At 63.0% G+C, this 13,044-nt stretch carries 10 protein-coding genes and 1 pseudogene; 4 read left to right on the top strand and 7 right to left on the bottom strand.

The genetic code is table 11. The annotated features are described in order from the left end of the window. Positions 1 to 26: 26 nt before the first annotated feature. The 6 genes from ACHMXK_RS22915 to ACHMXK_RS22890 all read right to left on the bottom strand — a co-directional run bounded on the left by ACHMXK_RS22915 (position 27) and on the right by ACHMXK_RS22890 (position 7,275). Positions 27 to 1,217 carry an ABC transporter substrate-binding protein gene (locus tag ACHMXK_RS22915; protein ID WP_397443004.1) on the bottom strand — a complete coding sequence of 397 codons (1,191 nt, stop codon included), beginning with the start codon at positions 1,215 to 1,217 and terminating at the stop codon, positions 27 to 29. A 94-nt stretch (positions 1,218 to 1,311) separates the two neighbouring features. Next, the gene (locus ACHMXK_RS22910) at positions 1,312 to 2,595 is read right to left on the bottom strand and encodes a glucarate dehydratase family protein (RefSeq protein WP_397443003.1); all 1,284 of its coding nucleotides are present in this window, start codon (positions 2,593 to 2,595) and stop codon (positions 1,312 to 1,314) included. A 1-nt stretch (position 2,596) separates the two neighbouring features. Beyond that, complete coding sequence (locus ACHMXK_RS22905; protein ID WP_397443002.1) at positions 2,597 to 3,610, bottom strand: Bug family tripartite tricarboxylate transporter substrate binding protein; 1,014 nt, start codon at positions 3,608 to 3,610, stop codon at positions 2,597 to 2,599. A gap of 111 nt (positions 3,611 to 3,721) precedes the next feature. Further along, positions 3,722 to 4,765: a LacI family DNA-binding transcriptional regulator gene (locus tag ACHMXK_RS22900; protein ID WP_397443001.1), complete on the bottom strand. Its 1,044-nt coding sequence runs from the start codon at positions 4,763 to 4,765 to the stop codon at positions 3,722 to 3,724. A 345-nt stretch (positions 4,766 to 5,110) separates the two neighbouring features. Beyond that, on the bottom strand, positions 5,111 to 6,286 hold the full coding sequence (locus ACHMXK_RS22895) for a M20 aminoacylase family protein (protein ID WP_397443000.1): 1,176 nt from the start codon (positions 6,284 to 6,286) through the stop codon (positions 5,111 to 5,113). Positions 6,287 to 6,294: 8 nt separating this feature from the next. Beyond that, positions 6,295 to 7,275, bottom strand: a complete 981-nt coding sequence (locus ACHMXK_RS22890; RefSeq protein WP_397442998.1) for a tripartite tricarboxylate transporter substrate binding protein — start codon at positions 7,273 to 7,275, stop codon at positions 6,295 to 6,297. Positions 7,276 to 7,407: 132 nt separating this feature from the next. Here ACHMXK_RS22890 and ACHMXK_RS22885 point away from each other — a divergent pair. From ACHMXK_RS22885 to ACHMXK_RS22870, 4 genes and pseudogenes are all read left to right on the top strand, one after another. Beyond that, positions 7,408 to 8,311: pseudogene (locus ACHMXK_RS22885) on the top strand (LysR family transcriptional regulator). A 298-nt stretch (positions 8,312 to 8,609) separates the two neighbouring features. Continuing rightward, positions 8,610 to 9,194 (top strand): fasciclin domain-containing protein, encoded by a 585-nt coding sequence (locus tag ACHMXK_RS22880; RefSeq protein ID WP_397442997.1) that lies wholly within the window; start codon positions 8,610 to 8,612, stop codon positions 9,192 to 9,194. A 48-nt stretch (positions 9,195 to 9,242) separates the two neighbouring features. Continuing rightward, positions 9,243 to 9,554, top strand: a complete 312-nt coding sequence (locus ACHMXK_RS22875; protein WP_397442996.1) for a hypothetical protein — start codon at positions 9,243 to 9,245, stop codon at positions 9,552 to 9,554. Between the two features lie 448 nt (positions 9,555 to 10,002). Beyond that, on the top strand, positions 10,003 to 12,519 hold the full coding sequence (locus ACHMXK_RS22870; RefSeq protein ID WP_397442995.1) for a DUF1631 family protein: 2,517 nt from the start codon (positions 10,003 to 10,005) through the stop codon (positions 12,517 to 12,519). Positions 12,520 to 12,547: 28 nt separating this feature from the next. Here the strand turns inward: ACHMXK_RS22870 and ACHMXK_RS22865 are convergent, their stop codons facing one another. Further along, a complete protein-coding gene (locus ACHMXK_RS22865; protein ID WP_397442994.1) occupies positions 12,548 to 13,024 on the bottom strand; it encodes an Lrp/AsnC family transcriptional regulator in 477 nt (158 codons plus the stop codon). Positions 13,025 to 13,044 lie beyond the last annotated feature (20 nt).

Genomic DNA, 13,044 nt, shown 5'->3' with positions numbered 1-13,044 from the left:
TGTTCGCAGGTTGGCGGGTTCGGGGTTTACTTGGCTTTGCCGGAGCCAATCTCCTGGTCCCACTTCTTGAAGGCGGCGACCATGGCCTTGTCTTCCAGCGGCTGGGCATGCGGCTGTTTGGCGATCCAGTCGGCGTATTCAGGACGGCCGAACTCCTTGATCACGTCCTGGCTCTTTTGCGGTGCGGCGCTCAGGGGAACATTTTTGACGGCAGGGCCAGGATAAAAATAACCGGAGTCATAGGTCAGGGCCTGTTGCTCGGGTTTGAGCAAAAAGGCCATCAGGTCCATCACCACGGCCTGGCGGGCTGGGGACAAGCCCTTGGGCATCACCATGTAATGCGCGTCGTTGATCCAGGTAAAGCCGTTGAGCATAGAAACCTTGAACGATTTGGGCACCACGCCCAGGGCACGCGGATTGATGTCCCAGCCGGTCACGGTCACGGTCATGTCGCGCGAGCCCTCGCCCAGCTCCTTCATGACAGCGCCTGTGCCCGTGGGATAGTACTCGATGCAGCTGTTGAGTTCCTTGAGGTAAGCCCAGGTCTTGTCCCAGCCTGCCATCGGATCTTTCGGGTTCTTGTCGCCAAGCAGGTAGGGCAGGCCCATCAGGAAAGTGCGGCCCGGTCCCGAGTTGGCAGGCCGTGCGTAGATGAGCTTGTTGGGGTTGGCCTTGCACCAACTGAGCAGTTCAGCGGGCGTCTTTGGCGGCACCTTGACCTTGTCGGGGTTGTACTCAAGCAGCGGGCCTGCCGGCATATAGGTCACCATGATGCCCTGACCGTTGGAGAGGTCCTGCATCTTGCGTGCGCTGGGCAGGTAGTTGTCCAGCAGGCCCGGGAATTTTGCCGCCTGCGCCGGCAGCAAGGGCTCCCAGAGATTGAGCGCAATGCCGGCAGCCAGCGCATCGGTTCCGGTCAGCACCAGGTCAATGTCGGTGCGCCCGGCGGCCTGCATTGCCCGTATCTTCCCCGGCAGTTCGGGTGCAGGCGCTTTGGTGAAGGTGATGCGCGACACCAGGGTCGGGTTTTTCGCGGCAAAAGCCTCCAGCGCATCCTGCGTCAGCGCCAGGTTGCCCGCCACGTCCACGACATTGAGTGTCACAGGCTGGGCCTGCACCGTGCCTATGGTCGCCACTGAAAGGCCGATTGCCGCTGCAACAAAACCTGCAGCACGCAGGCTGCAAACCCGACTCTGGAAAAGGCATGTGATCTTCATGACGTTGTCTCCGTTTTAGGTGATGAACACTGGCTGCTGACTCTTGTCCTTTTGTCGTCTTTCTTTTCTTTCTTTTCTTTCTTTTTGTGCACGCCTAGAAGCGCGGACTGACACCCGAGAAGGCGGCATCGTATTTGCGCATCTGCGCTAGGTCGTTGCGGTTGCGCACGCCGCAATCGAGGTATTGCTGATGCAGCCTGGCGAGCTGCGCCTGGTCGATTTCCACACCCAGTCCCGGCGCGATCGGAACCTTCACCGCGCCTTCATTGAACACAATCCTGCCGCCCTTGACCACCTCTTCCTCCTGCCACGGGTAATGCGTGTCGCAGGCATAGGTGAGGTTGGGGATGGCCGCCGCCGCGTGCGTCATGGCCATCAGGCTGATGCCTAAATGTGAATTGGAATGCATGGACATGCCCATGTCAAATACGCTGCACATGCGCGCCAGCGAAGCCGTGGCACGCAGGCCGCCCCAATAGTGGTGATCCGACAGCAATATCTTCACGGCATGCGTGGAAACATTGCACCTGAACTCTTCCATGGTCGTGACGCACATATTGGTGGCCAGCGGCGCACGGCAGTGTTTCGCAAGTTCGGCCATGCCCGCCTGGCCCGGCGTCGGGTCTTCGTAATACTCGAGCAGATCGTCCAGTTCTTTTGCCGCAGCGATGCTGGTTTCCAGCGACCAATTGGCATTCGGGTCCAGCCGCAGCGGCAGGCCCGGAAAGGCCTGGCGCAACGCTTTCATGGCGGCAATCTCCTGCGCCGGTTCAAACACACCGCCCTTGAGCTTGATGCTTTTGAAGCCGTATTGCGCGACCATCATTTGCGCCTGCCTGACGATTTGCGCAGGCGTCACAGCCTCACCCCAGGCATCCGGCGCATAAGGTTTGCCCGCATGCTCGGCGTATTTGTAAAACAGGTAAGCGCTGTAAGGCACTTCACTGCGCACCGCGCCACCCAGTAGGTCACAGATGGGCAGGCCGAGTATCTGTCCCTGCAGGTCCAGCATGGCGACCTCCATGGCGCTGATGACCTTGTCGGCATTTTTGGCGGTGTGCGAGCCGGGCGCCAGCTCAAACTGCACGCTGCCGTCCCCGGCACGGCCCGGCTTGATGGCGGCACGCACGCGCTCTTCCATCACATTGAGGTCGAAGGGGGAAAGATCTATCAACAACACCCTGGCCTGCTCCAGCACCCGCACCATGGGCTCGTCGCCATAGGTTTCGGCAATGCCGACGCGGCCATCGGAAGTTTCAACTTCAATAATGCTGCGCAGCGCCCAGGGCTCATGAATGCCGCTGGCGTTGAGCAGCGGCCCGTCGCGAAAAGCGATAGGCGTGACGCGCACCTGTTTGATCCGTATGTCTTTTCTCATGTCAGCTGGCCGTGGCTCCGGATTTTTTGACGAGCTCCGCCCAGCGGGCGATTTCCACCTTCATGAAGGCGGCAAGTTCTTCGGGCGAACTGCCGACGATTTCCATGCCCAGCTGGTCCGTGAGTTTGCTCATCACATCCGGCATCTTGAGGATCTTCACGATCTCGGCGTTAAGCCTGTGCACGATGGGCTGCGGTGTGCCCTTGGGCGCATAAACCGCCTGCCAGGACGACATCTGGAAGTTCCTGATGCCGGCTTCCATCATGGTCGGCAGGTTGGGCGCCAGCGCCATGCGTTTCGGTGAGGTCACGGCCAGCAGCTTGAGGCGGCCGGCCTGCACCAGCGAAACCGCCGCCGTCATCTGGTCAAACATGAAAGGCACCTGGCCGGAGGACACATCCATCATGGCCGGCGGCGTACCCTTGTAAGCGATGTGTGTGAGCGGCACGCCTATCAGTTCGGCAAACATCTCACCGGCCAGATGTGTAGATGTGCCGGCGCCCGACGAGGCAAAGCTGCGCTTGGACGGGTCGCGCTTGAGCAGCGCCACAAGCTCGGCCACCGAATTCACGCCCAGGGCGGGATTGACGATAAGCACGTTGGGCAGCGTGGCCACGAGGGCCACGGGCTCGAAATCCTTCACCGGGTCGTAAGGCAGGTTTTTGTACAGGCTGGCATTGATGGCGTGCGTGCTGATGGTGCCGCCAAAAAGCGTGTAGCCGTCGGGTTTGGCCTTGGCAACATAAGCGGCACCCACCGCCCCGGCGGCGCCCGGCTTGTTGTCGACCACCACGGGTTGCCCGAGGATTTCAGCGAGTTTTTGCGACAGCGTACGGCCTATCACGTCGGTCGAGCCGCCTGGCGTGAAGGGCACCACATAGGTGATGGGCTTGACGGGCCAGCCCGGCGAGGCAATGTCGGCCGCCTGGGCTGTGCCCGAGATGGGCAGCAGGATGCCGAGGCCAAGGCCACCCAGGCCCAGTACCGCCTTGCGCCGCGAGAAATTGGTGTTCATTGAAGTCTCCTGTTTGAATCAGTCATCGCTTGACCACTTGAAGATTAGCTTTGATTTTCAAATGTTAGCGCTAACAAATGAATGTTAAGCAGGACGATTTGGCGCGTCAAGTCAGGCGCTGGCCCTTTTGACTATCGAAAACCCGAGGTCGCGCACCCGGGGCCCTGCTTCGCGGTTTTCAACCCGGTCCAGGATGAAGCGCGCAGCCTGCCGGCCTATCGCCGTCCCATCAATGCGCACCGTGCTTAACAGCGGATGGGTGAAGGCCGCAAACGGCAGGTCGCCAAAACCCATGACGGCGACATCGCCCGGCACGGACAGCCCCGTCGCTTGGGCCTCGGTGATCACGCCATGCGCGATCACGTCTGAGCCGCAGAAAACCACATCTATGCCGGGGTGGCGGGCCTGCAAATCGGCAAAACCCATGCGGCCATTGCCCAGCGCGGAAGGCGCAGGCACCAGACACACCGGAACTTCCCGGACGCCAAGCTCGGCAAAACGCTGCTCGAAACCGGCTTGCCGCCGCATTGCACGTTCATCGCTGGCGGTCACCATGCCCGGTTTGCGAAAACCCTGGCCATGCAGGTAGTTGGCGACCGCGATGCCCACTTTCTCATGGGAAAACCCCACAATCATGTCAATCGGCGTGGGCGTGATGTCCCAGGTTTCAACCACCGGGATGCCTGAGGCCAGCAGGCGCTTGCGGCCTTCGGCCGAATGCATGATGCCGGTCAGCACAATGCCATCGGGACGGCGGCCAATGATGGCGTCTAGCAGCGCGTCTTCACGCGCGCCGCCATAACCGCTTTGGCCCAGCATCAACTGGCAGCCGGCGTCAGCAAGTGCGTCGGTCAATGCCTGTATGGTTTCCAAAAACACCGGCCCGGCAATCGTGGGCACCAGCGCAGCCACCAGCCGGCTGCGATTGGAGGCCAGTCCGCCCGCCACAAGATTGGGCACATAACCGCTGCGCGCGATGGCGCTACGCACACGCTCAAGCGTGTCTGGCGACACGGCCGCTGGGGTATTCAGGGCACGCGAGACGGTGATGGCCGACACGCCGGCGAGTCTGGCCACATCGTTCAGGGTGATGCCACCCGTACCGGGCCGGGCGGCACGAGGGAGCTTTCTGAAGGGGACTGCTGGCTCTTTCATGGCGTCATGTTAACGCTAACTTTTGAGCGCCCTGATGATGGGAACGCTCGGCAGTGCCCGCCGGACCGCCCGGCAACCAACTTCACCGAAGACGCTGCAACCGGCCGCCGCGCAACCACCGGCCTGGCCTGATACGGGCGGCAAGACAATGACTAGTGATCAAGTAGCTACGGGTATGCGCTCCACACTTTCGTCCCTAGCTCGATCGCCCTCACGCAGTTGCGCTTCACTTGGCTCGCTGTGGTCAGCTCGTGGGAGAATTTGCACCGCCAAGATCGCGCCCACGCTGGGCGCGTCAAAAAAACGACGTCCTCGACCACCGTTTTTGACGGTGCTGCCGCTGACTCAGACCAAAAAACGTTGCGCCAGCAGCACCCAGTAGGCCGCACCTATGGGCAGATTCGCGTCGTTGAAGTCATAACCGGGGTTGTGCACCATGCAGGCGCCAGCGCTGTCGCCATCGCCGTTGCCGATAAACAAATAGCTGCCGGGCACGCGCTCGAGCATGAAAGCGAAGTCTTCACTAGCGGACAAGGCCAGGCCCTGCCGGGTCACGCGCTCCTCCCCGACCAGTTCCAGGGCCACTTCGCGCGCGAAGGCGGTTTCCTCTGGCGTGTTGACCAGCACGGCATAACCGGGCCGCCAGGCTATCTGCGCCCTCACCTCAAAACTTTCGGCCTGCGCGGTGATCAGCGCCTTGATGCGCTGCTCGAGCTTGCGGCGCACCTCGCGGTCCAGCGCACGCACGCTGAGCTCCAGCGTCGCGCTTTGCGGAATCACGTTGTTGGCCTTGCCGGCGTGCAGCGCACCCACGGTGACCACCGCCATCTGCAGCGGGTCGATGTTGCGCGAAACAATGGTCTGCAGCGCCATGACGATGCTGGCCGCCGCCACGATGGGGTCGGTCGCCTGGTGCGGCATGGCGCCATGGCCACCGACGCCGGTCAGCGTGACGGTGGCGTAGTCCGACGAGGCCATGGTGGCGCCTTCGCGCAGCACCAGCCGGCCCTGCGGTGTGCCGGGCATGTTGTGCATGGCAAACACCGCGTCGCAGGGGTACTTCTCGAACAGGCCGTCGTCCATCATGCGCAGCGCGCCGCCACCGCCTTCTTCGGCCGGCTGGAAGATCAGGTTCAAGGTGCCGGAAAAATTCCTGCTCTGCGCCAGGTGCTGCGCGGCGGCCAGCAGCATGGCGGTGTGGCCGTCGTGGCCACAGGCGTGCATCACGCCGGCGTGGCAACTGGCGTGCGGCAGGCCGGTGGCCTCGAAGATGGGCAGCGCGTCCATGTCGGCGCGCAGGCCCAGCCGGCGCTGGCCGTCGCCGCGCACCAGGCGCCCCACCAGACCGGTGCCGCCCAGGCCACGCTCGACCGCGTAACCCCAGCTTTGCAGCTTGTCGGCCACCAGGGCCGAGGTGCGGTGTTCGTCGAAGGCCAGCTCGGGGTGGCGGTGGATGTCGTGCCGCAGGGCTATGAACTCATCGGCCTTCTCGCTCAGCGCCTCCAGTAAATGCGTGCTCATGCGGGCGCTCACTGCGGCTGCAGATTGATCGCCTTGGCGATGGCGCGGTACTTCGCGGTTTCGGCCGCGAAGTACTTCGCCCCGTCGGCCAGTGACGTGGGCGACGATGCCAGAGCCGTTTGCGCCGCCAGTTGCGAGCGCACAGCGGGGTCTTGCAGCGTGGTGCCGATGGCCTTGTGCAAGCGCTCGACCACGGCTTCCGGCGTGTTCTTCGGCACGAAGAAGCCGCTCCAGATGCCATAGGAGAAGTTTTTCAGTTCCTTACCTTCGCTGACGGCGGGTACATTCTTCAGCAATTCAGAGCGCTGCGCGCCGAGCTGGCCGATGATCTTGACCCGGCCCTGGTCGGCCAGCCCCCCCATCGCCGCGCTGTACACCAGCACGGCGAAATCGACCGATCCGCCGCCTATGTCCTGCATCAAAGGCGCATTGCCCTTGTAGGGCGCGTGGATCAGCTTGATGCCGGCGCGCTGCTGCACGTCCTCCAGGATCAGGTGGTAGAGCGAGCCTATGCCCACGCTGCCGTAAGTCAGCGGCTTGTCGCCCGACTTGCGCGCCAACGCGATCAGTTCGTCGACGCTGTTGGCCGGCAAGTCCTTGCGCGCGACGAAGACCATCACCGCATCGCTCGCCGGATGCACGAGGCGGAAGTCCTCGGTCTTGAGCTTCACGGCGGCGTTGGCCAGCGGCGACAGGATCAACTCGTTCGGCGAGCCCTGAAAGAGGTAGTAGCCATCGGCCGGTGCGGCCAGCACCTTCTGCGCCGCCAGCGCGCCGCTGACGCCGCCGAGGTTTTCGACGATGACCGACTGGCCCAGTTCCTTGCCCAGCGGCACGGTGAAGATGCGCGCGTGCGCATCGGACGGCCCGCCAGCGGGGTAGGGCACCATCAGGTTGACAGGCTTGCTCGGGTAGCTCTGGGCGAGCACGCCGCCAGCGGCCAACAACAGGCCGGCCAGCAGCAGGCTGGGTTTCTTGAATGCGTTCATGAGATGTCTCCTTGTAATACTTGAATGGGTGCAGCGGGTGCACCTCACGAATGCTAGATAGCCCGATTTAATGTGTCCAATGCATTATTTTTGTGATTACTATTCATTTTGCTCATTTGATGCGCCTGGACCATGAACCTTCAACAACTCGAACACCTGCTGGCCGTGGCCGAGACCGGCTCGTTCAGCCGCGCCGCCGAGCGGCAACACCTCACGCAGTCAGCCCTGAGCCGCAGCATCCAGGCCCTGGAAGAAGATCTGGGCGCGGGCCTGATAGACCGCAGCGGCAAACGCAACGAACTCACGCCGCTGGGCCAGGCCGTGGCGGTGCGCGCCAGGCGCATGGTCTTCGAAGCGGCCGAGCTGCGCCGCAGTGCCGAGCTGCTCAAGCAAGGCGACCTGGGCGCCATCCGCATCGGTCTGGGGTCGGGACCCGGCGCGATGCTGATGACGCCGTTTCTGATCCACATGGCCCAGCACCACCCGGGCGTGCAGGTCAGCGTGTCACCCGGGGCGACCGAGTTGCAATTGATGCAGCTGCGCCAGCGCACGCTGGACGCGCTGGTGGTCGACGTTCGCCGCATCGCGCCAGCACCCGACCTGGCCATCGAGAACCTGACCGAACTGCGCGCCGGCTTTGTCTGCCGCAGCGGCCATCCCTTGCTGCAAGCTGGCGCGCCGGTGTCGTTTGACGACATGCTGCGCTACCCGCTGGCCTGCATCCCCCTGAGTACGGAAGTCGCCCACCTGCTGGTCACCCGCTTCGGCCCGCGAGCCGACCCGCAGCAGGCCGTGAGCCTGCGCTGCGACGACATCACCAGCCTGATCGAAACGGTCAAGGCCTCGGACGCGATTTACCTCGGCATCCTGGCGCCTGCACGCGCCGGCATCGAGGCGGGACAACTCTCCGAACTGGTGACCACCCCCCCCATTCACCAGCGGCGCGCGTTTTGCGTTTGTCACGCTGGCCGGGCGCACCGAAGCCCCGTCCATGGGTTTGTTCCGCCAGTTTGTGGCGGAGCGGCTGCGCGACTGAGGCCGCGCTGCGCTGAGGCGGGGCCGCGTGCACTTGCCAGGCGCAAGGCCAAGGCGAGCAGCCTTTGAGCGTTGCTCCTGAATTCATAGCTGCTTGCGTCCGTCCCATATGGGCCAGCGGCAGATTTTTCTTGTAACCACTTAGAAAAGCACTTTGAGGTGCTTTTTTTCGTCCTGCGTGTGGCCACCACATCCAGTCGCACATCTGCCGCGTATTCCCAACAAGCGCCCAACAAAACGCTCACGCGCTGTGGCGGATTCCACAGGACTTTCAACCCAAGAATCATCAGGAGCCTTTTATGAAAAAACTCATCATTGCAGCCGGTGTGGCCGTCCTTCTCAGCGCCTGCGCCGGCGGCATGTCCAACAGCGGTATGTCGGGCAGCAATATGTCCGGCGAACCGTCTGTCATGGTCGGCGGCGCGGCCATGTACCCGAGCAAGGACATCATCGACAACGCCGTTAACTCCAAAGACCACACCACCCTGGTCGCCGCCGTCAAGGCCGCCGGCCTGGTCGAGACCCTGAAAACACCGGGGCCGTTCACCGTGTTTGCACCGACCAACGCGGCCTTCGCCGCCTTGCCACCCGGCACTGTGGACACGCTGCTCAAACCCGAGAACAAAGCCCTGCTGACCAAGGTGCTGACCGCCCACGTGGTGTCGGGCCGGCTGGACGCCGCCGCGCTGAGTCAGCGCGTGATGGCCGGCAATGGCCGCGCCGTGTTGACCACGGTCAGCGGCGACACCCTGGTCGTGACCAGCAGCGGCCCGAATCTGATAGTGACCGACGAAAAAGGCGGCACCGCCCTGGTGAGCATTGCCAATGTTTACCAATCGAACGGTGTGATCCACGTGGTCAACCGGGTGCTGGTGCCTAACTGAACCAGCAACGTTTTCTTCACGCGTAACTCTTTAACAAGGATATTTATCATGAACTCGAAACACCTCTCCTCCGCCCTGATCGCTGTTGCCGCCCTGGCCTCCATGAATGCCTTCGCCGCCGGCGCAGACAACCCGCTGGAGCCCACACGCACGCTCGCGAGCAGCCCCACCCACAGCACCATGCGTATGCAAACCGTGAGCCTGCAGCAGCCAGGCGCTGTTACCAGCAGCACCCAGGTGGACGGCGGCATGGTCACCATGACACCGCGGACCAGCCAGCGCAGCCGCAGCGACGTGCGTGCAGAAGGCACACAAGCACGCAGCAGCGCGATGTTCAACGCCGCCCCTGGCCGCGCTTGAGTTGCGGCCCCGACAGGGCCAAGCGCCGGGACAGCCGGTGCACCAGCCACCCCAGACCGCCACGGTTTGTGGTGGCTTTTTAACAGGGTCACTTGGCGGCATTTTTCCATTGCCGCCCCCATACCAACCACGCAAAACAGGGATTCAGGCATCAGGAACGCTATTCAAACCATAGCTGCTTGCGACCATGCTTAAAGGGCTAGAGGCCTATTTCATGCTGCATCCCACTGCGCCACAGAGGTAGCCGATATACCGCGGCGATGAGCCCACCAGATGTAAGCAGCCTCTTTTTGATCCGGTGCAGGTTAGAAATTGTTACAAGATACTTCGACATCTTCATCCGCCGGGCCCCAGTTCAGACCAAACTCCTAGCTCGTACCAAATCCGGGGTTTTGCCAACAAAATCACGGAACACGCTTTTACTTTGTCACACCACCCGCCGCCCAAGATGGCATTGCAAGCCGACGTTTTTCACCATTGCCTGCAGGAAGCTGCCAGCGCCGCCAAACCGGCGCTTGAACACTGCATAGACCATGCGGTCGCGGCCCTGCAGGTGGCCGAAACCCAAAGCATGAAAACCGTCGAGCGCGACGCCTTGGGCCAGGCCTGGCGCGAACTGCTTAAAAACAAGGACAGCTGGTGCGCGCAATACCCGCAGGCGCTGCTGACAGTGTTCAACAACACGGCCAGCGAACACCCCGTGGCCCAGCCCTTCCCGACGACAACGTCCGCGCGCGCCCACAGCGGGGCAGACCTGTTTTCGCTGGTGGACAACGCCCAGGTCGAAGAAAGTATTGAGTCCTCCCGGCTGCAGCAGCAGGTCTTGCCGGTGGTCGAGCGCGCGCTGGCCGAGCTGGATGCCTTGATGAGTTCGGCCCAGGGCCTGGTCAATGTCAGCCCGGAGTTCAACCCGGTGCGGCCCGAGGTGTATACAAACACCCTGCGCAGCTTGCTGGCCAGCGCGGCGGTTGAGCCGACCGTCAGCGCCTTGTGGGCCAAACACCTGGCCGAACCGCTGGGGCGCGAACTCAAACGTGTGTACGAACGCCTGATCAATGTGCTGGAGCTGGCCCAGGTGCGGGCCGCCAGTTACCGGGTCTTGCCGACGCCGGCCAACAGCGGCCGAGGCTCAGGCAGCGGCGCAGCGCCAACCTCGGCCGGTGTCGGCACAGAAGCCGGCTCATCAGGCCCTGCCCCCCTGGGTTATGTATCGGACGAGCCCTTGGCCAGGGTGCCGTCGCAATACGCCGACCTGTCGAATTACGAAATCCGGGATGAACTGTTCCAGGACTTCTTGTTTCGCGGCGGCAGCAACGCCAACCACGGGCTGGCGCCCTCGTATTACGCGAGCATCGAAGAAGAATTAAGCGCGCTCAAAGCCAGCCCCGACTCGGCGCCAGCGGCCTTGCAGGCCGAGCCACCGCCCGCACCCAACGACGATTACCGCGGCACACGCAGCGACCCCGAGCGGCCGGTGTTGCCTGCCCAGGACAGACAGGACAACCCTTCGCGCATCATCGATGTGTTGAGCCAGCTCAGCTCCCAGGTCTGGGGCGTTTACGGGCGCGCCCGCGAACGTGCGCTGGTGCGCACCCAGCTGAAAAAAGACGCCACCCGTGTCGGCCAAGTGTTAGGCATGGAGGTGGTGCGCAAACTGGTGAATCAGGTCGCGCAAGACCCGCGTCTGCTGGTGCCGGTGCGCGAGGCCATCGTCGCGCTGGAGCCCTCGCTGCTGCGCCTGGCCATGGTTGACTCGCGTTTTTTCAGCGAAGAAAACCACCCCGGCCGGCGCCTGATGGAACGGGTGGCGCAACGCAGCTTCAAGTACAACGATGCCGCCAGCCCGGAATTTGTGGTCTTTTTCCAGTCGGTGAGTGAGGCCTTCAATGCGCTCAATGCCCAGGACATCGCCGATGCCCAGCCTTTTGGTACAGCGCTGAGTGAACTGCAAAACCTGTGGGATGGCCAGGACCAGCAGGAGCAGGCGCAACGCAGCAACATGCGCCAGACCATGCAGTTTGCCGAGGAGCGGCAAAGCCAGGCCGACCAGATCGCCTACGACCTGAGCCTGCGCGCCGACCTGGACCAGGTGCCGGGCGTGGTGCTGGACTTTTTGTTTGGCCCCTGGGCGCTGGTGCTGGCCCATGCCCGCCTGACCGATACGGCGCGCCAGATCGACCCCGGTGGTTATGGCTCGCTGGTCAGCGACCTGTTGTGGAGCGTCAAGCCCCAGGTCACGCTCAAACGGCCAGGCCAGTTGATCGAGATGATTCCTGGCCTGCTCGGCAAGCTGCAGTCTGGCCTGGCCTCGCTGGGGCAAGACCCGCGCGAGACCGAAGCTTTTTTCAAGGTGATGGAAAAACTGCACCGCCCGGTGCTCAAGCTGCGCCGCCTGCGCAGCCGCCGCGATGCCGAGGAATCGGCCGCCGCACCGCTGGAGATGGCGCTGGCCGAGGACCCGGAACTGGGCGACCTTCTGCAGGCCAGCCCCGAACAGAGAAAAGCCAAAACCGCCGGCCGGCCCTGGCTGACGCCGCAAGAACTGGACGACGCTGGTTTTGAAGAAACCGTGCCGTCCGGGCCTGCCGAACTCAAGGCCGACGACGCCGAGCCGGCGCCGCAACCCGACCCGGCGGCAGAGGAGGAGACAGCGCCCCCCGCTGAATCTGGCGACGGGCCCAGCCCCGAACAAGTCTTGCTGGGCCTGCGCGAAGGCAGCTGGGTGGACCTGTATTCCAAACGCCATTGGCTGCGCGCGCAACTGATCTGGGCCAGCACACGCGGCACCCTGTTCATGTTTGTCAGCCACGGCGGTCAACCCCATTCCATGACCAAACGCAGCTGCGAGCGCCTGCTCAAGGAAGGTTTGCTGCGGCCCGTGGACACCCACGGTGTGGTGGCACAAGCTCTGAACAGTCTGGTCAGGGAGGTCGCGCCTCTGGAGGCAGAAAAATCTTCCACCTAGTCGCCACAAGAACGACTATTGCGGACGCTCAGCTTTTAACCGCCGGCAACGGAAACCCGCCAAATTCCTTGAGGGTCTGCCACTCGGTATGGGTCACGATTTTTTCGATGCCCAGGCCGACGTCATCCAGCCAGCCATCGGTCAATTCGCGGTAACGCGCCAGGTCGCGGCAGCAGATGCGCACCAGGTAGTCATACGGTCCACTGATCTGGTAACAGGCAATCACCTCGGGACTGGCCAGCATGCGCGTCTGAAAACGCTGTACCGTGGCCTGGCGCTGGTCTTTCAGCGCGATCTCGGCAAAAACCACCACCTGCTCACCCAACACGGTCCGGTTGACCAGGGCCCGGTAGCCCTGGATCAAACCTTCGGCTTCGAGCCGGCGCACGCGGTTGAGTGTGGCACGCGCCGACAGGTGGATCGCCTCCGACAGCGCCTGCACGCTGGTACGCCCGTCGCGCTGGAGCAACTCCAGCAGCTTGAGGTCGGCGCGGTCGGGCTCCATGGAGTGTCAGTCCGTCAGGC

Source organism: Polaromonas sp. UC242_47, from assembly GCF_044452385.1.
Classification (GTDB): Bacteria; Pseudomonadota; Gammaproteobacteria; order Burkholderiales; family Burkholderiaceae_C; genus Polaromonas.
Note: the sequence above shows the minus strand (reverse complement) of the source record. Positions and strands in the feature narration are given on the sequence as shown.

Coding starts and splice junctions, on each gene's coding strand:
- ACHMXK_RS22895 (WP_397443000.1), bottom strand. CDS start 6,286: ATGAGCACGCATTTACTGGAGGCGCTGAGCGAGAAGGCCGATGAGTTC.
- ACHMXK_RS22865 (WP_397442994.1), bottom strand. CDS start 13,024: ATGGAGCCCGACCGCGCCGACCTCAAGCTGCTGGAGTTGCTCCAGCGC.
- ACHMXK_RS22890 (WP_397442998.1), bottom strand. CDS start 7,275: ATGAACGCATTCAAGAAACCCAGCCTGCTGCTGGCCGGCCTGTTGTTG.
- ACHMXK_RS22910 (WP_397443003.1), bottom strand. CDS start 2,595: ATGAGAAAAGACATACGGATCAAACAGGTGCGCGTCACGCCTATCGCT.
- ACHMXK_RS22875 (WP_397442996.1), top strand. CDS start 9,243: ATGAACTCGAAACACCTCTCCTCCGCCCTGATCGCTGTTGCCGCCCTG.
- ACHMXK_RS22900 (WP_397443001.1), bottom strand. CDS start 4,765: ATGAAAGAGCCAGCAGTCCCCTTCAGAAAGCTCCCTCGTGCCGCCCGG.
- ACHMXK_RS22915 (WP_397443004.1), bottom strand. CDS start 1,217: ATGAAGATCACATGCCTTTTCCAGAGTCGGGTTTGCAGCCTGCGTGCT.
- ACHMXK_RS22905 (WP_397443002.1), bottom strand. CDS start 3,610: ATGAACACCAATTTCTCGCGGCGCAAGGCGGTACTGGGCCTGGGTGGC.
- ACHMXK_RS22880 (WP_397442997.1), top strand. CDS start 8,610: ATGAAAAAACTCATCATTGCAGCCGGTGTGGCCGTCCTTCTCAGCGCC.
- ACHMXK_RS22870 (WP_397442995.1), top strand. CDS start 10,003: ATGGCATTGCAAGCCGACGTTTTTCACCATTGCCTGCAGGAAGCTGCC.